20 protein-coding genes are annotated in these 25932 nt (G+C 33.5%); 11 read left to right on the top strand and 9 right to left on the bottom strand.

Annotated features, from left to right (window positions below):
* Positions 1-24: 24 nt before the first annotated feature.
* Positions 25-1830: a hypothetical protein gene (locus tag CDH49_RS03365; RefSeq protein WP_100613922.1), complete on the bottom strand. Its 1806-nt coding sequence runs from the start codon at positions 1828-1830 to the stop codon at positions 25-27.
* 301 nt (positions 1831-2131) lie between these two features.
* Here CDH49_RS03365 and CDH49_RS03360 point away from each other — a divergent pair, with 301 nt between their 5' ends.
* Positions 2132-4723: a phosphoenolpyruvate carboxylase gene (locus tag CDH49_RS03360; RefSeq protein ID WP_100613920.1), complete on the top strand. Its 2592-nt coding sequence runs from the start codon at positions 2132-2134 to the stop codon at positions 4721-4723.
* Between the two features lie 154 nt (positions 4724-4877).
* Here the strand turns inward: CDH49_RS03360 and CDH49_RS03355 are convergent, their stop codons facing one another.
* The 4 genes from CDH49_RS03355 to CDH49_RS03340 form a co-directional block, all read right to left on the bottom strand.
* Positions 4878-5216: a P-II family nitrogen regulator gene (locus CDH49_RS03355; RefSeq protein ID WP_100613918.1), complete on the bottom strand. Its 339-nt coding sequence runs from the start codon at positions 5214-5216 to the stop codon at positions 4878-4880.
* A gap of 146 nt (positions 5217-5362) precedes the next feature.
* Positions 5363-6595: an ammonium transporter gene (locus CDH49_RS03350; protein ID WP_100613916.1), complete on the bottom strand. Its 1233-nt coding sequence runs from the start codon at positions 6593-6595 to the stop codon at positions 5363-5365.
* Positions 6596-6618: 23 nt separating this feature from the next.
* Positions 6619-6957: a P-II family nitrogen regulator gene (locus tag CDH49_RS03345; protein WP_100613915.1), complete on the bottom strand. Its 339-nt coding sequence runs from the start codon at positions 6955-6957 to the stop codon at positions 6619-6621.
* Between the two features lie 298 nt (positions 6958-7255).
* Positions 7256-8275 (bottom strand): porin, encoded by a 1020-nt coding sequence (locus CDH49_RS03340; RefSeq protein ID WP_100613913.1) that lies wholly within the window; start codon positions 8273-8275, stop codon positions 7256-7258.
* A gap of 473 nt (positions 8276-8748) precedes the next feature.
* Between CDH49_RS03340 and gltB the strand changes: the two genes are divergently transcribed.
* The 6 genes from gltB (at position 8749) to CDH49_RS03310 (ending at position 18119) form a co-directional block, all read left to right on the top strand.
* Entirely contained in the window at positions 8749-13248 is a 4500-nt protein-coding gene (gltB, locus tag CDH49_RS03335; RefSeq protein WP_204524797.1) for a glutamate synthase large subunit, read from the top strand.
* Between the two features lie 5 nt (positions 13249-13253).
* Entirely contained in the window at positions 13254-14720 is a 1467-nt protein-coding gene (locus CDH49_RS03330; RefSeq protein ID WP_100613911.1) for a glutamate synthase subunit beta, read from the top strand.
* Positions 14721-14877: 157 nt separating this feature from the next.
* A complete protein-coding gene (locus CDH49_RS03325) occupies positions 14878-15120 on the top strand; it encodes a hypothetical protein (protein WP_157805270.1) in 243 nt (80 codons plus the stop codon).
* An 86-nt stretch (positions 15121-15206) separates the two neighbouring features.
* On the top strand, positions 15207-16805 hold the full coding sequence (locus CDH49_RS03320) for a SulP family inorganic anion transporter (protein WP_100613908.1): 1599 nt from the start codon (positions 15207-15209) through the stop codon (positions 16803-16805).
* Between the two features lie 6 nt (positions 16806-16811).
* Positions 16812-17441 (top strand): carbonic anhydrase family protein, encoded by a 630-nt coding sequence (locus CDH49_RS03315; protein ID WP_100613906.1) that lies wholly within the window; start codon positions 16812-16814, stop codon positions 17439-17441.
* Positions 17442-17462: 21 nt separating this feature from the next.
* Positions 17463-18119, top strand: coding sequence for a DUF2490 domain-containing protein (locus CDH49_RS03310; protein WP_239970563.1), 657 nt, complete (start codon positions 17463-17465; stop codon positions 18117-18119).
* A gap of 37 nt (positions 18120-18156) precedes the next feature.
* Here the strand turns inward: CDH49_RS03310 and fbp are convergent, their stop codons facing one another.
* On the bottom strand, positions 18157-19164 hold the full coding sequence (gene fbp / locus CDH49_RS03305; RefSeq protein ID WP_100613904.1) for a class 1 fructose-bisphosphatase: 1008 nt from the start codon (positions 19162-19164) through the stop codon (positions 18157-18159).
* Positions 19165-19284: 120 nt separating this feature from the next.
* On the opposite strand from fbp, the gene CDH49_RS03300 reads away from it, so the two are divergent.
* The 4 genes from CDH49_RS03300 to CDH49_RS03285 all read left to right on the top strand — a co-directional run bounded on the left by CDH49_RS03300 (position 19285) and on the right by CDH49_RS03285 (position 24055).
* Entirely contained in the window at positions 19285-19764 is a 480-nt protein-coding gene (locus CDH49_RS03300; RefSeq protein WP_100613902.1) for a GNAT family N-acetyltransferase, read from the top strand.
* Position 19765: 1 nt separating this feature from the next.
* Positions 19766-21016, top strand: a complete 1251-nt coding sequence (locus CDH49_RS03295) for an aspartate kinase (RefSeq protein ID WP_100613900.1) — start codon at positions 19766-19768, stop codon at positions 21014-21016.
* 110 nt (positions 21017-21126) lie between these two features.
* Positions 21127-22956 (top strand): GNAT family N-acyltransferase, encoded by a 1830-nt coding sequence (locus CDH49_RS03290; protein WP_162296708.1) that lies wholly within the window; start codon positions 21127-21129, stop codon positions 22954-22956.
* Between the two features lie 79 nt (positions 22957-23035).
* Positions 23036-24055 (top strand): carboxypeptidase-like regulatory domain-containing protein, encoded by a 1020-nt coding sequence (locus tag CDH49_RS03285; RefSeq protein WP_100613898.1) that lies wholly within the window; start codon positions 23036-23038, stop codon positions 24053-24055.
* A gap of 39 nt (positions 24056-24094) precedes the next feature.
* On the opposite strand, the gene CDH49_RS03280 is transcribed toward CDH49_RS03285, so the two are convergent.
* The 3 genes from CDH49_RS03280 to CDH49_RS03270 form a co-directional block, all read right to left on the bottom strand.
* The gene (locus CDH49_RS03280; protein ID WP_239970562.1) at positions 24095-24481 is read right to left on the bottom strand and encodes a YtxH domain-containing protein; all 387 of its coding nucleotides are present in this window, start codon (positions 24479-24481) and stop codon (positions 24095-24097) included.
* Between the two features lie 67 nt (positions 24482-24548).
* The gene (locus tag CDH49_RS03275) at positions 24549-25310 is read right to left on the bottom strand and encodes a sulfite exporter TauE/SafE family protein (protein WP_100613896.1); all 762 of its coding nucleotides are present in this window, start codon (positions 25308-25310) and stop codon (positions 24549-24551) included.
* Positions 25311-25319: 9 nt separating this feature from the next.
* Positions 25320-25778 carry a DUF1801 domain-containing protein gene (locus CDH49_RS03270; RefSeq protein WP_100613895.1) on the bottom strand — a complete coding sequence of 153 codons (459 nt, stop codon included), beginning with the start codon at positions 25776-25778 and terminating at the stop codon, positions 25320-25322.
* Positions 25779-25932: the final 154 nt, after the last annotated feature.

The following is a 25932-nucleotide window of genomic DNA, read 5'->3' as shown; positions in this document are numbered from 1 at the left end:
AAGTGACAATATGTTGTATCATTTTCAATTTAAAACTGCCATATTCTGAATTTCTAAATTAATGTTGCTTAAAATCTTTTCGCTCTTATCTAATTCTTTTAAAACAATCTCTTTAATATCTTGAAAAGCATTTTTAGCTTCTTCAAATAAGTTCTTATAATATAAAATCCCTTCGCTAAGGTTATTAGTAAAAGTTAACAAGTATTTCTCATCTTTCTTATTCATTGAAAATTTAGAACTCTCTAGTTTATTTTTCAAATAATCAATATAAATATAGAGTTCCTTTATAAATATATTAGGACGGTCTGTTCTTGTTATCATATTATCCCTTCCATAAATATGGTCTGTGATGTTTTTTAAACTCATGACCTTAGAATAATAAGCCATATTGGGTCCGGGACAAATAGATACGCCTTCGCCTTCAATTTTTGTATCCAAATTATAAGCTAATAATGCTGAAGTACCTAAGCCTACGCAAGTACATGATTTTTCAACTATTTCATTATATTTTATTTCATAGTCGTTTAAAGGTAATCCCATGGCACTTAACTCCTTTATTTTTAAATGTTGATACTCCCTTGAGGCTGTACATATACCATTTTCCTTGAACTCTTTATTTAAAGCAACAAATTTTTTAGGGCAAGAACTTCCTGGCCTTCCTTTATTAATCAACACATCTCTTTCAGCATCTTTTGTATTATTTCTTAAGTTGTTAAATGGCACTCCTAATGGAGAAATGTTGCTTAAATATAAATCTTCTTCTTTGGCGTTGACTAATCTATTTAGGGTTTTTTCATCAACAGTTGTCGCTTCTGGAACCAATAAAAAAGGCGTTCCCCAACCTACAGAATCTAAATTGTACTCCTTAATTAAAAACTCATGCTCTTCATGGGTGCCAACACCTCCTTGAGCAGATATTTTTATTGACAAATTCTCTGGAAAAACACGATTTTGATTCAAAAATTCTTGCTGTACCAATTCCTGAAGCGTTGTTTTAAGTTCTTCTCTTTTTTCTCTAAACTCAGCCAAAACGGGTCCTAAAAGATAACCATCTGTTGCAAAAGCATGACCGCCACAATTAAGACCAGATTCAATTCTAAATTCTGAAACCCATAATCCTTTTTTAGCCAAAAATTTACCTTGGATTAATGCCGACCTATAATCGCTTACCTTTAAAATAATTTTCTTTTTAAAGTCTCCATCTTCATTAGGATAGAAATCTTCAAACTGAGAAATGTAACTATAAAGTCGAGGATTTAACCCCGCGGACAATACAACTGATGAATTTAATTTACTATTCGCAAAACCTCTTAACGCCGCATGGGCATCATTATATTCTACAGGTAATTTTTCATTTTTCAAATAGTTGTCTTTATCAACTTTAGTCATGATATTAACATCAATGATTCCTAACTTCAAATTTTTATTAACCCAATTTTTTACTTCAGCAAAATTGTGTCCGTCTGAGGTTATTCTTTTAAAATCGGCTTTAATGGATGAATGTTCAGGAAGCATATTTACGTAGGTATAAATAGCGTCCATTTTTTCGGCACTAACTTGTTTTAATACTTCGAATTTCTTTTCTACTAAATCGTGTATTAAATTTAGATAAGATGTAATTCTTTTAGCTCTAAAATCATCCATCTTATCAGTAATTTCTTGGTAGGGAACCCCAAAATTGTCACTATACATTTTTCTGAGTTTCTCAAGCAATATATCATCTACTAAAGAAATCACTGAATCTATACCATATTGAGCCACTTTTAAAGGGGTATCTATAGTGAATCCAATACCCATTACTGGAATGTGGAATGCGTGTAATCTATTCATATATTCAGGTTATTTTTTAAAACAATTTGTAAATGTATGTCGTAGTATAATTGCAGAATATGACATATGTCATATTAAAAAAGGAATCCTTTTTAGAAAATTATTAATACTATTCCGTATTGAAATAAAATAAGTATTTTAAAAGATTATCACCATTAAAAAGATTCAACAATAGAGGCTGTTTTATTTAATAATTCACAATTTGAATTCACCAAACACTAAAAATTAATAAATCTTTAGAAAGCCTACCAAGGTTAATTATAGCTTTAGTACATTTATGACTAATTTAACTGTAAGAATTATGCCTGTAGAGCCTAAATTAACCCGTTTCAAACAAAACGTACTGTCTAAATATCAAATTTACAACAGTATATTTATGACACTCCCTTTTGATGCCATAACAAAAACGGGGGTACTACTTCCCTTATTTCACGAAACATGCAAAAAAGGTTTTGCCAGTGGTGATGACCCTACAACCATAGTTGACACCTTCTTTAAAAAATACCAAGCTAGGCGCAATAGAGAAAGTCAAATAAATTTACTTTTTAGATTTATTCAATATATTGAAAGACAGGTAGTTTTGTTTGATGCTATTGAAGATGCTTCTTTTCCAATTGTGAATAATATGGAAGGTATTGGTACATTAAGAAACCTTAAGGAATCTACCATTTCACAAAATAAATTGGATGAGTTAAAGGATTATTTAGAGGAATTTAAAGTACGCATTGTATTAACAGCACATCCAACGCAATTTTACCCTGGATCTGTATTAGGAATCATTACCGATTTAACTGAAGCTATTAAAACCAATAACCTAAACGATATTAATAATCTATTTGGACAACTTGGTAAAACACCTTTTTTCAAACATAAAAAACCAACACCTTATGATGAAGCCGTTAGCCTAATTTGGTATTTGGAAAATGTGTTTTATAAATCCTTTGGTGAAATCTATAATTACATTCAACAAAACATTTTTAGTGATAGTGAAGCCCACAATGAAATTATCAACATTGGGTTTTGGCCTGGTGGCGACAGAGATGGAAATCCGTTCGTAAAGCCAAAAACAACAATAAAGGTCGCTAAACGTTTAAAACAAGCTATTTTAAATAGTTATCACAAAGATTTGAAAGTTTTAAGCAGAAAACTAACTTTTAGAAATGTTGAGGATCGCATTATAAAACTAGAAGAAACCATTTATAATTATAGTATAGATTTAGATTATAAAGACGCCATTTCATTACCCGAATTGAAAAAAGAGCTTATCGAAATTAGGGATATTGTGGTAAATGATCATCAATCATTATACATTAATGATATAAACAGTTTGATAAATAGGATTCATTTGTTTGGTTATAATTTTGCAACGCTTGATATCAGACAAGACAGCAGAATTCATCATGATGTATTTACGACGGTTATTGATAATTTATTAAAAACCGATCACCCATCTTTTCCGAAGAATTATCATGATTTATCTGAAGAAGAACAAATCAACATATTATCAAACGTTGATACAACGAACCTTATTGATATTGATGTTTTTGAAGATGAGATGGTAAGTAATACGCTGAAAACCATTAAAGCAATTAAGCAAATTCAAGAATCTAATGGAGAATTGGGTGCTAACAGATATATAATTAGCAATAATCAAACAGCACTGAATGTAATTCAATTATTTTCTATGCTAAAAATGGTGGCATTTAGAGATCATTTAACGGTTGATGTAGTTCCGCTTTTTGAAACCATAACCGATTTGGAAAACGCACAACCTGTTATGGAGCAACTTTATAACAATCCTGCATACATAGCCCATTTAAAAAGTCGTGGAAACAAGCAAACCATTATGCTAGGTTTTTCTGATGGCACAAAAGATGGTGGTTATTTAATGGCCAATTGGGGAATTTATACCGCTAAAGAAAAGCTTACTGAAATCTCTAGAAAATATGATATTACAGCTATATTTTTTGATGGCCGAGGGGGGCCACCAGCAAGAGGTGGCGGAAAAACGCATCAATTTTATGCATCATTAGGGCCAACTATTGAAGATAAGGAAGTACAGCTTACTATTCAAGGGCAAACTATTAGTTCTAACTTTGGAACCTTGGATTCATCACAGTACAATTTAGAGCAATTGATCAGTTCAGGTATTTTTAATAGAATGGGTAAAGACCAACACGCCATGCCTCATGAAGATAGGATTGTTATGAACGATTTGGCCGTAACAAGCTATCAAGCATACAAGGATTTTAAAAATCATCCCATGTTCATTCCGTATTTAGAGCGTATGAGCACACTAAAATATTATGCTAAAACCAATATTGGCAGTAGACCATCAAAAAGAGGCAGTTCAGATAAATTGGTGTTTTCAGATTTAAGAGCCATACCTTTTGTAGGTTCCTGGAGCCAATTAAAACAAAATGTACCTGGGTTTTATGGGGTTGGAACCGCCTTAAAAGCATATGAAGAAAGAGGAGAGTTTTATAAAGTAGAACAACTTTATAACAATTCTAAATTCTTTAAAACATTGTTAGAAAATAGTATGATGTCCTTAACGAAATCGTTTTTCGATTTAACCATGTACATGGCAAAAGATCCAGAATTTGGAGCCTTTTGGACGATTATTTACAACGAGTATCTTACAACAAAATCGTTATTGTTAAAACTAACCGGTTATAAAGTTTTAATGGAAAATGAGCCTAGTGTTAAAGCGTCTATTGAAGTTAGGGAATCTATTGTACTTCCTTTACTAACTATACAACAATATGCTTTGAAGAAAATTCAAGAACTTGAAAAAGAGGAGATTAAAGACACGGAAATGATTGAGATTTATGAAAAAATTGTAACGCGTTCTTTGTTTGGCAACATTAATGCCAGTAGAAATTCAGCATAAATTTCTAGAATAAATACATATAAATAGAGGCTGTCTAATAACTCAAGGCAGCCTTATTTATTAATCGCCATCAACATAAAATTAGATCACCCCTAAGTGGCCCATGTCCCTTAAAGCTAATTAATTACGTATGTTATAAAGTCAACAATAGTACTTATCTTAAAGTATCTCCTCCTTTTGCTCCTGTTCGTATTCTATAAGATTCTTCAATATGTGATACAAATATTTTTCCATCACCAACATCGCCAGTTGCGGCCGATTTAAGAATTGCCTGTATAGTAGCTTCTTCAAAATCATCATTTACAACAATGGATAAATATCTGCGTTGAATACTGCTGGTACTATAAGATACTCCTCTATACACATGTCCTTCCTTTTCATTACCAATACCTGTAACATCCCAATAAGAGAAAAAATTTACTCCAACTTCGTGCAATGCTTTTTTTACTAGATCATATTTAGAGGTTCTAATAATTGCTTCAATTTTTTTCATAACAACTTCATTTTAATGGTTTAACATCAAAATTAGAGAAAAATTGGCAGTACTTTTTCATTTATCAACATTATATTACATAAAAAAAGAGACGTTTTGTCAAACAACAAAACGTCTCTTCTAAAACTATATATAATATTTATATATTAATGTTCATTCAACCTAAAATCTGGATAAGCGTCCATACCATGCTCGTGAGCATCCAATCCTTCAAGTTCTTCTTTTTCTGATACTCTAATACCGGTAGTAACCTTAAGTATGTATAGGATAATGAATGCAGCAACGATACAAAATACCGCATAAGATCCAACACCAATTAACTGGCTAATAAATTGATCCATTCCAGCCAAAGCACCGAATATACCAACAGCTAATGTTCCCCAGATACCACAAATAAGGTGTACTGCAATAGCACCTACGGGATCATCAAGTTTAATTTTATCAACGAATGCCACAGCCATAACAATAAGCACCCCTGCAATAGCTCCAATTAAAAGAGCATCAGTAGGACTCATTTGGTCTGCCCCAGCAGTAATACCTACTAAACCACCAAGAATACCATTTAAAAACATGGTTAAATCAAGATTTTTATCTTTAATAGCTGATGTTAGCATCGCAGCAACACCTCCTGCAGCAGCAGCTAAACAGGTTGTTACAAGTGTTAAAGATGTTAAAGCTGGATCGGCTGAAAGCACAGAACCTCCATTAAATCCAAACCATCCTAACCATAATATCAATACACCCGCTGTTGCTAAAGGTAAATTATGACCTGGAATAGCCTGAGGTTTACCTTCTTTAAATTTGCCTATTCTTGCGCCAAGTAGCCAAACAGCAACTAAGGCTCCCCATCCACCAACTGAGTGAACTAAAGTAGAACCTGCAAAATCATAAAAAGGTGTTTCCATGGATTGTAAAAATCCACCTCCCCATTTCCAAGAACCGGCGATTGGGTAAACGAGACCTACATATACTACTGTAAAAATCATAAACGGTACAATTTTTACACGTTCTGCCACAGCTCCAGAAACTATGGTTGCCGCTGTAGCTGCAAACATCCCTTGAAATAAGAAATCTGTCCAATAAGTATAACCTCCGTTATAGGTTAAATCCAAAGCACCTTCTGCCGTTAAAGGTGAGCTTAAACCAAACCCAGCAAATCCTAAAAATCCATTAAAATCTCCTGGATACATTAAATTAAAGCCAACAAAACAGTAAAGAAGTAAACCAATGGTTATTATAAAAACATTTTTAAATAAAATGTTTATTGTGTTTTTTTGTCTTGTTAATCCAATTTCTAGGAATGAAAATCCTAAATGCATAAAGAAAACAAGTGCTGTACAGATCATCATCCATACATTATTAGTTGTTAGTAATTCCATAATATTAATTTATTTGTTGGTTATTATTTTAAGGTTTCCCCTCCTTTTTCTCCTGTTCTGATCCTGTAACATTCTTGTATGTCTGATACAAAAATTTTACCGTCGCCAACCTCTCCTGTTCCAGCGGAACTAAGAATGGCGCTAATTGTTGCCTCAACAAAATCATCGTTTACAACAATGGACAAATATCTACGTTGAATGTCGCTTGTACTGTAAGCCACCCCTCTGTAAACATGGCCTTCTTTTTCATTTCCTAAACCGGTAACATCCCAGTAAGAAAAGAAGTTAACCCCAACAGCATGTAAAGCATCCTTTACTACACGATATTTGGATTTTCTAATAATTGCTTCGATTTTTTTCATGATATGGTTATTTTGTTAATTAAAGTTTTGAAAATATAAAATAAAATTAATAATGCCTATTTATAAAGGGTTTTAAAGAACATTTATATTAAAAAAACAAAACAACCCCCTTAAATTTTAGGGATATTAATATAAATATGTGATTTTTTAATAATAATGTGTTAAAATATATAATACCGAAGTATGTAAAATTGACAAAGTCTTTATGGTTTAGGCCTTAGTTAAGAGAATAAAGCAATCCTATTTTGAAACTGCTTTATCCCCTTTAAAAATTTTATACTATCTAATGTTATTATTTCTAGAAAGAGTAAATGGCAGCTAACACAAATGAACCTAAGCTTTTTGTAGGAGCCAAATCATTATCTATAAATGAATCATCTGAAGCACTATCTAATCTAATCTCTGGTTTGATAGTTAAGTTGTCAATAGCGAAACTACCCGTTAAAGTTAGAGCAAGAACACTTGAATCTTCTAAACCGCTACCGATAGCACCAAAGTCACCATCTTCCGCAAAATACTCACCTCTTAAACCAAGTGTGAATGTATCAGTTACATTATATTGTGGATATAAGGCAGCACCCATAAAGCCTCCAGCATCATCATCCAGGCTTAGGTAAGCAGCATTAATTCCTAGATAAAAAGAATCAGATAAATTAAAACCTCCTGTATAATCGATTTCAAAGAAAGTCGGATCTACTAATACATTTAAAAATTGTCCTGAATATCCTAATTGAGCACCAAAGGCATAATCACCAGTTGGGTTAAACTCTGTTAAATCGGTACCATTCATAACACCCACCATTAAGCTAAGGTCTTCAGATAAAGCAAAATCTGCCTTCAAACCTGTATGGCTAAAAGGCCCCCAAGAGAACAAATAAGATGTACTATAGTTAAAGTTAGCCGTTGGAGATATAACCTCGTACCCTAAGAAAGTATTAAAGTTACCCATAGTAAGTTTTACGGATGGACTAACATTCCAGTAAGCATACAATTGGTTTACAATATTTCCTGTTGCAGAATACATTGGAGAATTAAAAATAGCATCAGTACCTCTTGGTCCAAAAACTAAATCGGCAACAAAACCAACTTTCTCACCTTCGTAGGAAGCAACCACATTGGCCATACCTAAAGCAAAACCAGGCAAATTAGCAAATGACGTTCCAGGCCAAATGGCATTTTCATCATTTGGAGCAGTGAAGTTAGCTCTATAATAAGCATCTATACTACCACTAAGAGTAAATGTTGGCGGAGCTGGTTCTTCTTGAGCAAATAAAGCCGTTGCAACAAAAAGCATTGAAAGGGTAATAAATTTTTTCATAATGTTTAAATTTTGGTTATTAAATGTTTAAAGCTTGAGTTAATTTGCCATTAAGACGTCGTAAAACTATATAAAAAAGTTTTAACCCCTAAAAAAAATAGGGGTATTCAAGTTACTTTTATCAATTTTTGAATTTTACCCCTATTTTTTTATAGGTATATTGTTAATTTTTGATTTTTATGATTTTTTAGCAAATTGATTATTTGAATTATTACTAACCTTTTAATGTGTTTAATTGCATTATTTCTTGTTAACATGCGATTTTGTTGATATTAATGCAGAATTCCTTAATTTTACTAACTATAAGCGTTTGAATATTTATTAAAATATCCCTCAATAATTGATATAATACTATTTTTATAATAGGATAGCTTCTAAAATCGAAATAATGATTTAGCTATTGTTATTATTTAAAATCTAGTGCATATCTTCGCTTATTAAGTCAAGTTTTTAAATCAAATATTTAGTTGATTATGCTGAAGAAACAAGGAATGTATTTACCTGAATTTGAACACGATAATTGTGGGGCAGGTTTTATTTGTAGTCTTAAAGGAATTAAATCTAATGATATCATACATAAAGCGTTAGAAATTCTTGAAAAATTAGAACATAGAGGCGCTGTAAGTGCTGATGGAAGAACGGGTGATGGAGCGGGTATTTTAATTGATATTCCTCATGATTTCTTTGTTGCAAATTGTAAATTCAAACTTCCTGAAGCTGGCAACTATGCAGTTAGTAATGTGTTTTTGCCAAAAAAAATAAATCAGCAAGTGTACTCTATTGGTATTCTTGAAAAACATATAAAAGAACAAGGCTTAAAAGTTATCGGCTGGAGGGATGTGCCTCTTGATGAATCTGTATTAGGGGAAATTGCAGCAAAGACACAACCTGCTGTTAAACAGGTATTTGTAGGCAAAGAAGATGATACCCAAGATGAATTTCAATTTAACTTAAAAATATTCATTGCTAGAAAAAAAGCAGAGCATGAAATATATAGTTCTAAACTTTCTGAAAGCTCTTATTTTTACTTACCAAGTTTATCAACTAAAATCCTTATATATAAAGGACTGTTAGTTCCAGAAGATATTAAACTTTTCTATAAAGACTTAAACGATCCTTTGTTCGTTACCAGATTAGCTTTGGTACACCAACGCTTTTCAACCAACACGTTCCCAACTTGGGATTTAGCGCAACCTTTTAGATATATGTGCCATAATGGTGAGATAAATACCTTAAGAGGTAATGTTGCCAGAATGTTTTCTCGTCAAGAACTTATGGAAAGTAAATGGTTTGGTGGTGAAATAAAAAATATTTTACCTATTGTACTTCCAGGAAAATCTGATTCTGCTTCCATGGATATGGTTGTGGAATTGTTAATAATGACAGGCCGATCATTGCCAGAAGTTATGATGATGCTCGTTCCAGAGGCTTGGGAGAAAAATCCAGACATGTCTGATGCTAAAAAAGCATTTTATGAGTTTAACTCTTGTCTTATGGAACCTTGGGATGGCCCTGCATCTATCCCATTTACCGATGGCACCTATATTGGAGCTGTATTAGACAGAAATGGTCTTCGTCCTTCCAGATATACCGTAACAAAAGATGGTTATGTTATCATGTCATCAGAAACGGGAGTTATTGAAGTGGAACCTAAAAATGTAGCACATCACGGAAGATTGGAACCAGGAAAAATGTTCTTGGTAAACATGAACGAAGGCCGCATTGTTAATGATGAAGAAATAAAAGAAAATATTGCGTCAAAACACCCATATAAAAAATGGTTGGACGATAATTTAGTGCATCTTAGAAACATACCTTATAATGATTGCCCTGTATTTTTCAATGAAGAAAACTTAACAAAAAGACAAGTTATTTTTGGTTATACTGAAGAAGATATCAATACCATTATTTTACCAATGGCAAAAAGTGCTTATGAGCCTATTGGTTCTATGGGTACAGATACACCAATTGCCGTTCTTTCTGAAAAACCTCAATTAATATACAACTATTTCAAACAATTATTTGCTCAAGTTACGAATCCGCCTTTGGACGGAATCCGGGAAGAGTTGATAACCGATATTAGTTTAACTTTAGGTGGCGATACCAACATTTTTGATGTTAACGAAAAACACGCCAGAAAATTAAAAATCAAGAATCCTGTTATTTCTAAGCAGGATTTAGATAAAATAAAAAGCTTTACCAAAAACGGGTTTAAAGCAACATCCATCTCTATTCTATACGATGTAAAAAGAGGTCATAATGGTTTAGAAGAAGCTTTAGAACATGTTTTAGATGCTGTATCAAAAGCGATTGATGAAGGTACGAACATCGTGATTTTATCTGATAGGGATGTTAATAAAGATAAAGCGCCTATTCCAGCATTATTAGCTTGTTCATTTGTAAACAGTGCTTTAAGAACTTTAGGAAAACGCTCAAGAGTAAGTATTATTGTAGAATCGGCTGAACCTCGCGAGGTTCATCATTTTGCCTTGTTATTCGGTTACGGAGCTAGCGCCATTAACCCATACATGGTTAATGAAATTATAGAAGATAAAATTAGTGAATTTGATGCTACCGTAGATGCCGAAAAAGCTGTTGAAAACTACAATAAAGCCGTTGGAAAAGGTATTTTAAAAGTAATGAATAAAATAGGAATCTCTACCCTAAACTCATACAGAGGTTCTCAATTATTCGAATGTATCGGAATTAACACTAATGTTGTAAACAAATATTTCCCAAATACGGCAACCAGAATCCAGGGTATCGGTTTGCATGAAATTGAAAAGGAAATCAACAAACGTTATTCAAACGCCTTTAAAGAAAGAGATATTGCTGCCGACTTAGATTTAGAAGTTGGTGGACAATACAGATGGAGACGAAATGGTGAAGCTCACATGTTTAATCCGTTAACCATTGCTAAACTTCAAGAATCCGTCAGAGATAACAAACCTAGTTCTTATAAAGAATATTCAGAATTAGTAAATAATCAAGCAAAACAGTTAATGACTATTAGAGGTTTGTTTGAATTTACAAATTACGACCCAATCTCTATTGATGAAGTAGAGCCTTGGACTAATATCGTAAAACGATTTAAAACCGGAGCGATGTCATATGGTTCCATCAGTAAAGAAGCACATGAGAATTTAGCTATTGCCATGAATAGGATTGGTGGCAAAAGCAATTCTGGTGAAGGCGGCGAAGATGAAGAGCGTTTTTACAAAGATGCCAATGGCGATTGGAAAAACAGTGCTATTAAACAAGTTGCTTCTGGTAGATTTGGAGTGACTTCAAATTACCTTACCAACGCCTCTGAAATTCAGATTAAAATGGCTCAAGGAGCTAAACCTGGAGAAGGTGGACAATTACCTGGCCCTAAAGTAAACCCTAGTATTGCCAAAACAAGAAATTCAACCCCTTATGTTGGATTAATTTCACCACCACCTCATCACGATATTTATTCTATTGAGGATTTATCTCAATTGATATATGATTTAAAATCAGCTAATAGAGAAGCTCGTATCAACGTGAAATTAGTATCGGAAGTTGGTGTCGGTACGGTTGCAGCTGGTGTTGCAAAAGCAAAAGCCGATGTGGTATTAATTTCTGGACACGATGGTGGCACGGGAGCATCACCTTTAACATCTTTAAAACACGCGGGATTACCTTGGGAATTAGGACTTGCCGAAGCGCAACAAACGTTGGTAATGAATAACTTAAGAAACCGTATTGTTGTAGAATGCGACGGTCAATTAAAAACGGGAAGAGACGTTGCGATTGCTTGTTTACTTGGTGCTGAAGAATTCGGGTTTGCTACCGCTCCCCTAGTGGCTTCTGGTTGTATTATGATGCGTGTTTGCCATTTGAATACATGTCCCGTTGGTATAGCAACCCAAAATCCGGAATTACGCAAAAAATTCAAAGGGCAACCAGAGCATGTGGTTAACTTCATGTATTTTGTGGCCCAAGAATTAAGAGAGATTATGGCTCAGCTTGGCTTTAGAACCGTAAATGAAATGGTTGGTCAAGTACAAAAACTTAACAGAAATAAAACAATAAATCACTACAAAGCTTTAGGAATAGATTTATCACCTATTCTTTATCAAATACCTGTGGCTAAAGGAACGGTGCTTCATCATACCGAACAACAAGACCATCAATTAGAGAAAGCTTTAGATTTTAAAATTATAAACCAAGCACATCCAGCTATTTTTAGAAAAGAAAAAATCGTTCTCGATTCTAAAATCAATAATATGGATCGTGCCTTTGGCGCCATTTTGAGTAACGAAATTTCAAAAATTTATGGTGCACAAGGCTTGCCTGAAAACACTCTAAAAGTTAATTTCACCGGTTCTGCAGGTCAAAGTTTCGGAGCATTCGCAACTAATGGATTAACATTAGTTGTTAGTGGAAATACAAACGATTATCTTGGTAAAGGACTCTCTGGTGCTAAACTAATTGTTAAAGTACCAGAAGAAGCTACTATTGTACCAGAAGAAAACGTTATTATTGGTAACGTTGCTTTATACGGAGCAACATCTGGAGAAATTTACATAAATGGTAAAGCTGGTGAACGTTTTTGTGTAAGAAACTCAGGCGCGAAAGCAGTTGTTGAAGGCATTGGCGATCATGGTTGTGAGTACATGACGGGAGGTGTCGCCGTCATTCTTGGTGAGGTTGGAAGAAACTTTGGTGCTGGTATGAGTGGTGGTGTTGCTTACATTTACGATTGTAAAACCACATTTAAGAAACAATGTAATCTAGAAGGTTTAAATTTAGATCCCGTTACTGAACCAGCTGATATTTCAATATTAAAAGGACTTATTGAAAATCATTATAATTATACGTTAAGTCCTCAAGCACAACGCATTCTAGAAAAGTGGGAAACTGAATTGCCAAAATTCATAAAAGTGCTTCCAGAAGAATACAGACAAGCTTTAATAAGATTAGAAAAAGAAAACCTTATAACACTTTAATAAAAATGGGAAAGATCACGGGATTTTTGGAATATGAAAGAGAGGTTGAACAGTATGATGCTGTAGAAAACAGACTAAAAAATTATAAGGAATTTACCATTCCTATGGACGAAAAAGCCTTGAAAAACCAAGGTGCTCGCTGTATGGATTGTGGTATTCCGTTTTGCCATAGCGGTTGTCCTCTAGGAAATTTAATTCCAGATTTTAACGACAACGTTTACAAAGGCAAATGGAAAGAAGCTGCTAAAATATTGCATTCAACCAATAATTTTCCTGAATTTACAGGCAGATTGTGTCCTGCTCCTTGTGAAGAAGCTTGTGTGCTTGGCATCAATGAAGACCCTGTAACTATAGAAAATATTGAAAAAAATATCGTTGAGACCGCTTTCAAAGAAGGTTGGATTACAGCAAAACCACCTCAAACCAGAACAGGAAAATCTGTTGCTGTTATCGGTTCAGGCCCTTCTGGGTTGTCCGCAGCTCAACAATTAAACAGGGCAGGACATTTAGTAACTGTTTTTGAGCGCGATGCTAAAGTTGGTGGTTTATTACGCTATGGCATTCCAGATTTTAAATTGGAAAAACATATTATAGATAGAAGGATTGCTGTCTTAGAAGAAGAAGGTATTACCTTTAAAACCAATGCACATGTTGGTGTAGATATAGATGTTAATACATTAAAAGAAGAATTTGATGCCATTGTTCTTTGTGGTGGCGCCACTGTAAGACGCGGCATGCCTGTTAAAGGGGCTGACCTAAAAGGCGTACATCAAGCGATGGATTTCTTAAAACAAAACAACAAGCGCGTTGATGGAATTACCGATTTTGATGAAGTCTTAACAGCAAAAGATAAAAACGTTATTGTTATTGGTGGTGGAGATACCGGTTCAGATTGTATTGGAACTTCCAATAGGCATGGCGCAAAATCTGTAGTGAATTTTGAAATTCTTCCTAAACCAACTACTGGAAGACCAGCCGATCAACCTTGGCCTTATTGGCCAATGCGTTTACGAACCAGCACTTCCCATAAAGAAGGAGTAGAACGATTTTTTAGTATATCTACTAAAGAGTTTTTAGGGGACAAAGATGGTAATCTAACTGGCTTGGTTACAACGGAAGTGGAATGGGTTTTTAAACCTGGACAAAGACCAGAATTAAAAGAAATTCCTAATACTGAAAAAACTTGGGATTGCGAATTGGCTTTATTGGCATTAGGTTTTACAGGTGCCGAAAAAACTATAGCAGAACAGCTTGGTATAGACATGGATTTTAGAACCAACATCCAAGCCACAACCAAAGATTACGCCACTAATGTACCTGGTGTTTTTGCAGCTGGAGATATGCGACGTGGACAATCATTAATTGTTTGGGCTATTTCTGAAGGCAGGCAAGCGGCTCACCATGTGGATACTTATCTTATGGGATATTCGGATTTACCATTAAAAGACGACAACGATTTACCTAGGGTATAATTCACTTCTATTATCCTTAAAGTATTTTCAAAACCATATTTAGATAATATTTAACATTTTTTGAAGTGTTAAATATTATATTTGAGTATTGTAATTCATTTAGATGTATATAAAAGTAATTTCAGTATTTTTTACATTAATATTTACGACGCTTATTGTGGCGCCATCAGTAATTATTGCTATAGACGATTCTATTGATACATCTATTTTTTATTCTATCGCAGAAGAAGAAGATAATGGCAAATCGAAAAATTTAATTTCACCATTTTCTTTAATGTCAAATGAGTTAAATAATCACTATTACCTAAATGATTATAAATCATTTACTTATCAATTTAAAAACTATCCTAAACCTCACCCTTCCCTAATCTCTCCTCCACCAAAACAAGACATATTATAATTTCGTTTTTTTCAGATTTATCAAAAGTCTGTTGATCGTGTTTAACAATTTTGGCCATATAAACCAAGACAAAATAATATTATAATATGTTTAAATATATTAAAAACGACCTACCTGCTAGTGTAGTCGTATTTTTCGTTGCTTTACCATTGTGTCTAGGTATTGCTTTAGCTAGTGGTGCGCCATTATTTTCAGGTGTCATTGCCGGAATTATTGGTGGCGTTGTGGTTGGTTCGCTAAGTGGTTCAAATTTGGGTGTAAGTGGTCCAGCTGCCGGTTTAGCTGCCATAGTTTTAACTGCTATTGCCACTTTAGGAACTTATGAAAACTTTTTAGTTGCTGTAGTTCTAGGGGGCATCATCCAAATTATATTTGGAATTTTAAAAGCCGGTATCATTGGATACTACTTCCCTTCTTCGGTTATAAAAGGCATGCTAACAGGTATTGGAATTATTATTATTTTAAAACAAATACCTAACTTTTTTGGTTATGATGAAGAATCAGCTTGGGATCTTGAGTTTTTTGAAATTGATGGAGGTAATACGTTTTCTGAGATTTTTAAAGTAATAAATAACATCACCCCAAGCGTTGCTTTAATTGGCTTGATTAGTTTAATTATTATATTATTTTGGGATAAAATTTTAGCAAAAAAAGCCAAAATATTCCAGATTATTCAAGGCCCTTTTATAGCAGTTGTGGTTGGTATAATTTATTATGTAATCACACTATCCAATAGTACTTTATCTATTGGCCCATCTCATTTAGTTACTGTGCCTATTCCAGAGAGTGCGGGTGACTTTTTAAACCAGTTTAGTTTGCCAAACTTCGCAGCTATAGGCAATCCAGACGTTTGGATTGTTGCTTTTACCATTGCTCTTGTGGCAAGTTTAGAAACTTTATTGTCTGTAGAAGCTACCGATAAATTAGACCCACATAAAAATGTAACACCTACCAATAGGGAGTTGCTGGCTCAAGGCACAGGAAATATTATTTCGGGAATGATTGGGGGTTTACCTATCACTCAGGTTATTGTTAGAAGTTCAGCTAACATTCAATCTGGTGGAAGAAGCAAACTATCCACTATTATACACGGTTTTTTACTATTGCTATCAGTGATTTTAATTCCAAAATTATTAAATCTTATACCTTTATCTGTTTTAGCTGCCATTTTATTAATTGTTGGCTACAAACTTGCTAACCCAGCATTATTCAAAAAAATGTACAAATTAGGATGGAAACAATCCATTCCCTTTTTTGTAACCGTAATAGGGATTGTTTTTACTGACTTGCTGGTTGGAATAGGTTTAGGACTTTTGGTAGGCATTGTAGTTATTTTAATAAAGAGTTACCAAAACTCACACTTTTTACATAAAGAAGGTGAAGATGTGAATGATGGAAGAATAAAAATGACATTGGCCGAAGAAGTTACATTTATCAACAAAGGAGCAATACTTAAAGAATTGGAAAAACTGCCTAACAACTCCTTTTTAGAACTTGATGTTAGAAAAACACGATACTTAGACTATGATATTATTGAAATATTGGACGATTTCGCATTTAAAGCAAGAGAAAGAAACATCACCGTTAAATTAGTATCTGAACGTGGAATTGTTGAAAACCCCTCTAGCTATTTAGAATTTTTTACAACAAGACCAAAATTAGAAGAATTAAAATATAAGGCATAATAGAAAATGAAAGCACACACAAGAGAAACACAGGCAACAATGACGCCTCAAAAATCATTACAATATTTAAAAGAAGGTAATCAAAGATTTCAAAATAATTTAAAAGCCAATCGTAATTTATTAGAGCAAGTGAATGACACAAGTGATGGTCAATTCCCTTTTGCAACCATTTTGAGCTGCATAGACTCGAGAGTATCGGCAGAGTTGGTTTTTGACCAAGGCCTGGGAGATATTTTTAGTGTTAGAATAGCTGGGAACTTTGTAAATGAAGATATTTTAGGCAGTATGGAATTTGCTAGTAAACTTGCTGGCACAAAATTAATTGTTGTTTTGGGACATACTAGTTGCGGAGCAGTAAAAGGTGCTTGCGACGATGCCAAACTAGGTAATTTAACAGCCATGCTTAGTAAAATAAAGCCGGCCGTTCATGCTGTAACCGAACCATCGGATGCTAATTTAAGAAACTCTAAAAATTCAGAGTTTGTAGACAATGTAGCACACATGAATGTTAAATTAACCATAGATAGAATTCATGCCGAAAGCCCCATCCTTTCTGAAATGGAGAAAAGTGGAGAAATCCTAATTATTGGTGCTATGTATGATATTAATACCGGTGAAGTAACATTCTTTGAATAAGACAAAAGGATTTTAAATATTATGAAAAAGAAAATAGGTATGGTAGCGTTAATGTTATTTTTAACGCTACCTAACTTTTTAAAGGCCCAAGAGAGTGATTTTGGTAATTGGTTAATTTATTTTGGAAATAAAAAATTAGACGCAAAATGGAATATCCATCATGAAGTTCAATATCGCAGCTATAATGCCATAGACGATTTAGAACAATTACTTTTAAGAACAGGTTTAGGATATACTTTTAACGAAGGGAAAAATAATGTTCTATTGGGATACGGTTATATTCTATCTGAAAATTACATAAATAATACTGATGACAAGTTAAGCGTTAATGAACATAGAATTTTTCAGCAATTTATTTCAACACAAAATATAGGCTCCGTCAAGTTAAGCCATAGATACCGTTTTGAACAACGCTTTATTGAAGATGATTTTAAAATGCGCTTCCGTTATTTCCTAAGTTTAAACATTCCTTTCAAGAGCACTAGCCCTTTTTATTTTTCCGCTTACAATGAACTATTTTTAAATACCGAAAGTGCTATTTTTGATAGAAACCGATTATATGGCGGCATTGGTTATCAATTAAGTGATAACATAAGATTGGAAGCCGGATATATGAATCAGTTTTTTGAGACCTCCGGCAGGGATCAGCTAAATCTTATGGCTTTTGTTACACTATAAAATGATAAAAATGTGAACTGAAAAGTTTGCATTTTTTTTATTGAGCTTCTCGCATAAATGTTTCTGCTTTTTCAACCATATTTTTACTTCCGCAAATAAACGGCACACGTTCATGCAATTCGGTTGGTTGTATATCTAAAATCCTATTAAAACCATCACTAGCTTTTCCTTTGGCTTGTTCTGCTATAAATGCCATAGGATTACATTCGTACAACAAACGCAATTTCCCATTGGGGTTTTTAGAACCTTGCGGATACAAATAAATGCCTCCTTTAATCATATTTCTATGAAAATCCGAAACTAAAGAGCCAATATATCGTGACGTGTAAGGTCTATCATCTTCCTCTCTTTGGCAATATTTAATGTAATTTTTTATACCTTGAGGAAACTGAAGATAGTTTCCTTCATTCACGGAATAAATATATCCATCCGATGGAAACTCCATATTAGGATGAGATAAATAAAAGGATCCTATCGCAGGATTTAAAGTAAACCCATTTACCCCATCGCCCGTTGTGTAAACAAGCATGGTGGATGTGCCGTAAATAATATAACCAGCAGCCACTTGTTTGCTGCCTTTCTGTAAAAAATCTTCTAGGGTTACTGGTGTCCCAACTGGGGTGATTCTTCTATAAATGGAAAAAATAGTGCCCACAGACACGTTAACATCAATATTAGAAGATCCATCCAACGGGTCTATCAATACAATATATTTATTTTGATGGTTTTCATCTTGGCTATTAACCGAAATAAAATCGTCTTCCTCTTCACTGGCAATACCACAAACGATGTTTCTTTTTATTAGCGTTTGAATAAACTTTTCGTTAGCATAAACATCTAGTTTTTGTTGATTTTCTCCTTGAATATTCACATCGCCAGCAGCTCCAATAATATCAACTAATCCAGCTTTGTTTACATCATGATTTACTATTTTTGCCGCTAATCTAATGGAATTGAGAAGACTCGATAATTCGCCTGAAGAATATCTAAAAGAAGTTTGGTTTTCAATAATAAATTCTCCTAAAGTTTGTATTTTTTGAGACATGGATTGGTTTTTTAGTATTACAAATATCAACTATTTCTTTATGAACTACAACGTTTTCGCTATAGATTCATCTCTAACATATTCAAGTTTAAACTATCTTTGAATTAATAGAAAAATATTATGGGTTTCACAATTAGAAAGGCAAAAAAGGAAGATATGGCAGCCGTATTTCAACTTATTAAAGAGTTGGCCATTTATGAAAAAGAACCTGATGCCGTACAAATTACAATTACTGATTTAGAAAATGATGGCTTTGGCTTATCGCCTCAATTTGAATGTTTTGTTGGTGAAATAGATTCTAAAATTGAAGGCATTGCCTTATTTTATAATAGATATTCTACTTGGAAAGGACGGGCTTTACATCTTGAGGATTTAATAGTAAGAGAAGATAAAAGAGGGACAGGATTAGGAACAGCTCTTTTAAATGAAGTTATCAAATACGGACATCAGTTAGGTGTAAAACGCATTAATTGGGAAGTATTGGATTGGAATGAGCCCGCCATTTCATTTTACGAAAAAAAAGGCGCTAAAGTGATGCGCGATTGGGATGTGGTGCAATTGAGTGAACAAGGTATAAAAGATTATATTTCAAAATTATAATATGCAAGTATTTAAGTTTGGTGGTGCTTCTGTTAAGGATGCCAGTGGTGTAAAAAATGTGGCCTCGGTGTTACACAAAGTAGGTTATAAAAACACCTTGATTGTGGTTTCTGCTATGGGAAAAACAACCAATGCACTTGAAGTTGTTATCAATAATTATTTCAACAATAAAAAAGAGCTTCAAAGTGCCATTCAAGATGTAAAAAAATACCATAATGCCATTTTACTGGATTTATTTGATGATGAAAAACATGCCTCATTTAAAAAAATAGCAGCTCTATTTGATGAATTAAGTACTTTTTTAGAAGTTAATAAATCCCCTGATTACAACTTTGTTTACGACCAAGTGATTGGTTATGGGGAATTGGTTTCTACAGTGATTATAAGTGAATATTTCAATCATATAGGGATAAAAAATAATTGGGTTGATGCGAGAGAGCATATTAAAACCGATAATTATTACAGAAGAGGCAACGTTAACTGGGAAGAAACGCAGACCCTAATTACAACACATTTTAATAAATCTGTTTTAAATATTACTCAAGGGTTTATTGGTAGCGATGCCAACAATTTTACCACCACATTGGGACGAGAAGGCAGCGATTATACCGCCGCCATTTATGCCTATTGCCTAAATGCCGAAAGCGTTACTATTTGGAAAGATGTCCCGGGTGTTTTAAATGCCGACCCCCGTTATTTTGAGAATGCTCAATTGCTTAATAAAATATCCTATAGGGAAGCCATAGAATTGGCATTTTATGGCGCTTCGGTTATCCACCCAAAAACATTGCAACCTTTACAACAAAAGGAAATCCCTTTGTATGTGAAGTCGTTTCTAAAACCAGAAGAACCCGGCACCATGGTTGGAAAAGAAATTATTTTAGAACCCAACATCCCCTGCTTTATTGTTAAAAAAGACCAAGTTTTAATTTCATTATCATCATTGGACTTTTCATATATCGTTGAGGAAAATATCAGTGAAATATTTAGTCTGTTGCATACTTACAAAATGAAAGTGGATGTTATTCAAAATTCAGCCATCAGTTTTTCTGTTTGTGTAGATAATATTTATAATAATCTTGAAAAATTGCTCCAACATTTAAAAGCTAAATTTAAAGTAACTTGCCATGAACATGTCTCGCTTTATACCATAAGACATTATAATGAAAACGCTATCAATCAATTAGAAAAAGGGAAAACAATCCTATTAAAACAACTAACCGAAGGCACGGTTCAAATGGTTACTAAATAGAATTTTTTGTTGATTTTTACTCTTAAAATAAACTGTTTTTTAGAATTAAAACTAACGTAGTGCAGCTCCAAAAAGTGAGAAAAATGAAAAAAAATGATTAGGTTTGTGGCATGTCTAAAAAAGAAGATATAGGTTTAGTTTCGGCAAAAGAAATAGCCAAAGTCATAAACGTTGATAACTATGGTTTTATAGGAACGTTTATTGGTTGGATATTAATGAAGGTGTTAAAAATATCTACAATCAACAAATTCTACAGAAGAAATATGCATCTTAAAGATGTTGAATTTCTGGATAGTATTTTAGATGAATTCCAAATTAAATTTGAAATCCCTGAAGAAGATTTAAAGCGCTTACCAAAAGATGGTGCTTACATCACGGTATCTAACCACCCTCTTGGTGGCATTGATGGCATTTTGCTTTTAAAATTAATGTTAGAACAGCGTAAGGATTTTAAAATCATTGCCAATTTTTTATTGCATCGTATAGAGCCGATGAAGCCATATATTATGCCTGTAAATCCTTTTGAGGATAGAAAGGACGCAAAATCAAGTATCTCTGGGTTTAAAAACTCTATTCTTCATTTAAAAAATGGACATCCACTAGGTCTTTTCCCTGCAGGAGAAGTATCTACCTATAGAGATGGCAAATTAGTAATTGATAGGCCTTGGGAAGAGGCTGCCATGAAACTGGTAAAAAAAGCCGAAGTGCCTGTGGTTCCTATTTACTTTCATGCTAAAAACAGCCGCTTATTTTATAAACTTTCCAAAATCAGTGATACTTTACGAACGGCTAAATTACCTTCGGAAGTATTATCACAAAAACGTCGGGTTATAAAAGTTAGAATTGGTAAACCTATCTCGGTCGCCGATCAAAAAGAATACACGTCACTTGACGAATTTTCAGAATTTTTAAGACGAAAAACCTATATGCTTTCTAATGTTTTTGAAGACAAATCAAAAATTTTAGACAATATCTCCTCAACTTTAAAAACACCTAAAATTCCGAAAAGAATCGTGACTCCAGTAAATGTGGAGATTATGGAAAAAGAAGTTGAAGGTCTACGCAAAAATGATTCTAGACTTTTACAGAGTAAAAACTATGAGGTGTTTTTTGCCAAACCCGACGATATCCCAAATATTTTAAGGGAAATTGGCAGGTTACGTGAAATTACCTTTAGAGAGGTGGGTGAAGGCACTAATGAATCCATAGATTTAGATGCATTTGACACCTATTATCACCATATGTTCCTTTGGGATAATGATAGTAAATTAATCGCGGGTGCTTACAGAATGGGCTTAGGTTCTAAAATTTTTGAACGCTACGGCATCAATGGTTTTTATTTGCAGGACTTATTTAGGTTTGAACCTGAACTTTATAAAATGATGAGCCAATCCATAGAAATGGGTCGTGCTTTTATCATTAAAGATTACCAACAAAAACCCATGCCTTTATTTTTACTTTGGAAAGGCATTGTGCATATTACGTTGAGATATCCAGAACATAAATTTTTAATTGGCGGAGTCAGCATTAGCAATCAATTTTCAAATTTCTCAAAATCGTTGATGATTGAGTTTATGAAATCTCATTATTACGACCCTTATATTGCCCAATATGTGCATCCTAAAAAAGAATTTAAAGTAAAACTTAAGGATGCCGATAAGGATTTTGTTTTTGATGAAACCGAAGCCGATTTAAACAAATTCGACAAGATTATTGATGAAATAGAACCAGGCGCACTGCGCTTACCAGTATTACTTAAAAAATACATTAAGCAAAACGCTCGCTTAGTCGCTTTTAACGTCGATCCTTTATTTAATAATGCCGTTGATGGCTTAATGTACATTAAAATAGCCGACTTGCCAGAAAGTACCGTACGTCCCGTTATGGAAGAATTTCAAGCGGAATTGGAACGTAAGTTTGTGGAAAACACAGAAGGTTAATTTCAACTTCATCCATTACTTATAAGAAAATCCCTTAATTATTCTTTTTTTACTATATTGGTATTTATTTAAGCTAATAATGAGACACTCTGTTTTCACTTTTTTGATCTTTTTAATTAGCGTCTTTCTATGCCATTCGCAAACCGTTACTGGTACCGTCCTTGATTTTAAAACCCAACAACCTCTTGAATCTGTTTCCATATATTTTGATAATACAACTATTGGAACATCCACAAATGCCCAAGGCAGGTTTACTATTTCATATAATGATGCCATACAATCCGTCTTAATAATCTCTTATTTAGGTTATCAAAAAGAAATTATTTCAAATTATAGATCTCAAAACAATATCACTGTTTTATTAAAGGAATCTTTTGATTCGTTAGACGAAGTCGTTATAAGTGCTGACGACGGATTAACCAGAGAACAAAAACTAAAAATTTTTAGAAGGGAATTTTTAGGTAATTCAACGTTTGCAAATTCCTGCAACATATTAAATGAAGACGATTTGGTTTTACGATATTTTAAAAATCAGCGAAAATTGAACGTGAGCTCAAAAACTCCTATTATTTTTCGAAATAACAGTCTGCAATATGAAGTGTCTTATGATATAAATGTGTTTGAAATTGATTTTATAAATGTGAAAGTGACTGAAGAATATGAAATTTACGATGTAAAGACCGTCATCTACGAAGGCTCTGTTTTTTATAAAAATCTTGAAAATTTCAATGAGCGAACTGCTAAAAGGAATAGAGACAAAGCTTATAAAGGCTCTGTTCTAGAATTTATAAGAGCCATATACAACGACGAATTAAATACCAAGGGCTACCAGATTTTTGATAAAAAATTTCTAGTGCCTCCAAGTGACCTCATCATAATTTCTCCAAGTGAACATCCAGATTTAAAAAAACTTACTTTAAAAAAGCCAATCACCATTCTTCATAATAAGGAACGCTCTACCATGAAACTAAATGTTTCTGAGATTCTAATAGATAAGTATGGGAATTTTTCCAATTCAACAAAGGTTGAGTTTGCAGGGTATATGGCAAATCAACGCATTGGCGACTTAGTCCCATTGGATTATAATCTAGAAAAATAATTGGGGGTTTAAATTTTTAGATGGCTAACTAATACCGCTTTATATGGACTTAAACCACTCTTGGAACTGATTTCCTAATAAAAAGGAAGGCTTCATGGTTCCACCAGCTGCGGTTACTAAACTCATTATCCAAGCCACAAAAAGCACTAATGAGAAAACCCAGCCAATAATTGGTATAAAGCCTACAAAGGATAAGATAATAAAACCTAACATTTGCCTGATGTAAAACGACCCAAATGCTGATTTTTTATTACTATTCATAACTAGGGCTATTATCCAACCTATTAACGTGATATGGGCAATAATTGCGACATTTTTGGCATCACTTAATGTTTTTTCAGCCTCATGGCCAAAATCCTTGGCACTTTCTTTAGCATCATTTACTGCCTCGTTGAAATCGTCGTTTAAATTTTTTTCGTCAGACATAATTTTTTGGTTTTTTGGTTAGACACATAAAGATAATAAAAAATTGATTTGATTTGTAAACTACTCATTATCTTAATAATAAAATAATAGCTCCAATACCGGTTACAATAAAAATAAAACGTCTGTAGTTAACATTCGAAATTAGTTTAACAATGTAAGCCCCTATAAAAAACCCAATAACCACCGCTGGAACCAAAACCGAATTCAACACCAATGTTTCCACATTTATGGTGTTCCAAACAAATATATGAAAGGGCAATTTAAATACATTGATGATAAAAAACAACCAGGCACCAGTGCCTATAAACTCATTTTTTGGTAACCTAATGGCTAAAAAATAAATGTCGGCAATGGGGCCGGCCAAATTACCAATCATACTGGCAACGCCTGCCATAAAACCAGAGCTATAAGCAAATAATCTATTATTAGGGATACTGGTTTTTCGGTTTTCTGTATATACCATAACCAACACAGAAAGTATGATGATGATTGCCATAATTCTTTTAAAAACCAGCTCAGAAATATCATTACCCAACCAAACACCCACCAATACGCCAATGACCATAAATGGTAATAGCTTAACAATATATTTCCATTGAACATGTCGATTATAATAAATAACCGCTAAAATATCAGCGCACACCAACATAGGAAGCAAAACACCAGTGGATGCCTTTTCACCAAAAACAAATGCCAATATTAAGATGATAACAATACCAATGCCTTTAATCCCAGATTTTGAAGCCCCTAATAAAATACCCGCTAAGCCAATGCTTAACCATTGAAAGATTGATAAATGAAATGACTGAAGAATTTGTATATATTCCAATAGGTGCTTTTATTCTTTTTTAAATGCTTTTTCATAAATGGAAATCCATTCTTCTGGGGTCATTTTTTTGCATAATTCTGCTAATAGTTCATAAGGAATGTCATCAACATATTTAAAACGAATACAGCTTTTGCCCATATCTAGTTTGCGCTTACAGTGTTTAGGAAATTCAGCCACAAACCAATCATGCAATTCAGGTTTGGCATAAATGCCCATGTGATAAAAACTAATGGCATTTTTTTGTGACGCAATGCTCAAAAAAGGCAATGGTAGTTTTGGGTCGCAATGATACCCTTTTGGATACAGTGCATGTGGCACATAATAACCAATCATGCCATAACTCATGCCTTCTTCAAAACCTTTTGGCAAATTATCTTTTATTACCTTTCTTAATTTACTAATAGGGTCTTTACTGTCTTCTGGAAGTTGACTGATATAATGGTCTGGTGAATCTGCTTGGTATGGCATGTTAATATTTCTGCTGAAATAAAGGTATAATAAATCTTAGTAATACAAAAAGAGGAAATGCTATTTGTTATATGATGCTTGACTTTGTGAGAAAAAAATTCTAACTTCGTTTAACTACCGATATAGATAATTAAAACTATCCATATCTTAAAAG

This window comes from Confluentibacter citreus (assembly GCF_002807055.1).
GTDB classification, from domain to species: domain Bacteria; phylum Bacteroidota; class Bacteroidia; order Flavobacteriales; family Flavobacteriaceae; genus Confluentibacter; species Confluentibacter citreus.
The sequence above is the reverse complement of the archived record's forward strand: the minus strand, read 5'-3'. Positions and strand labels throughout refer to the sequence as shown.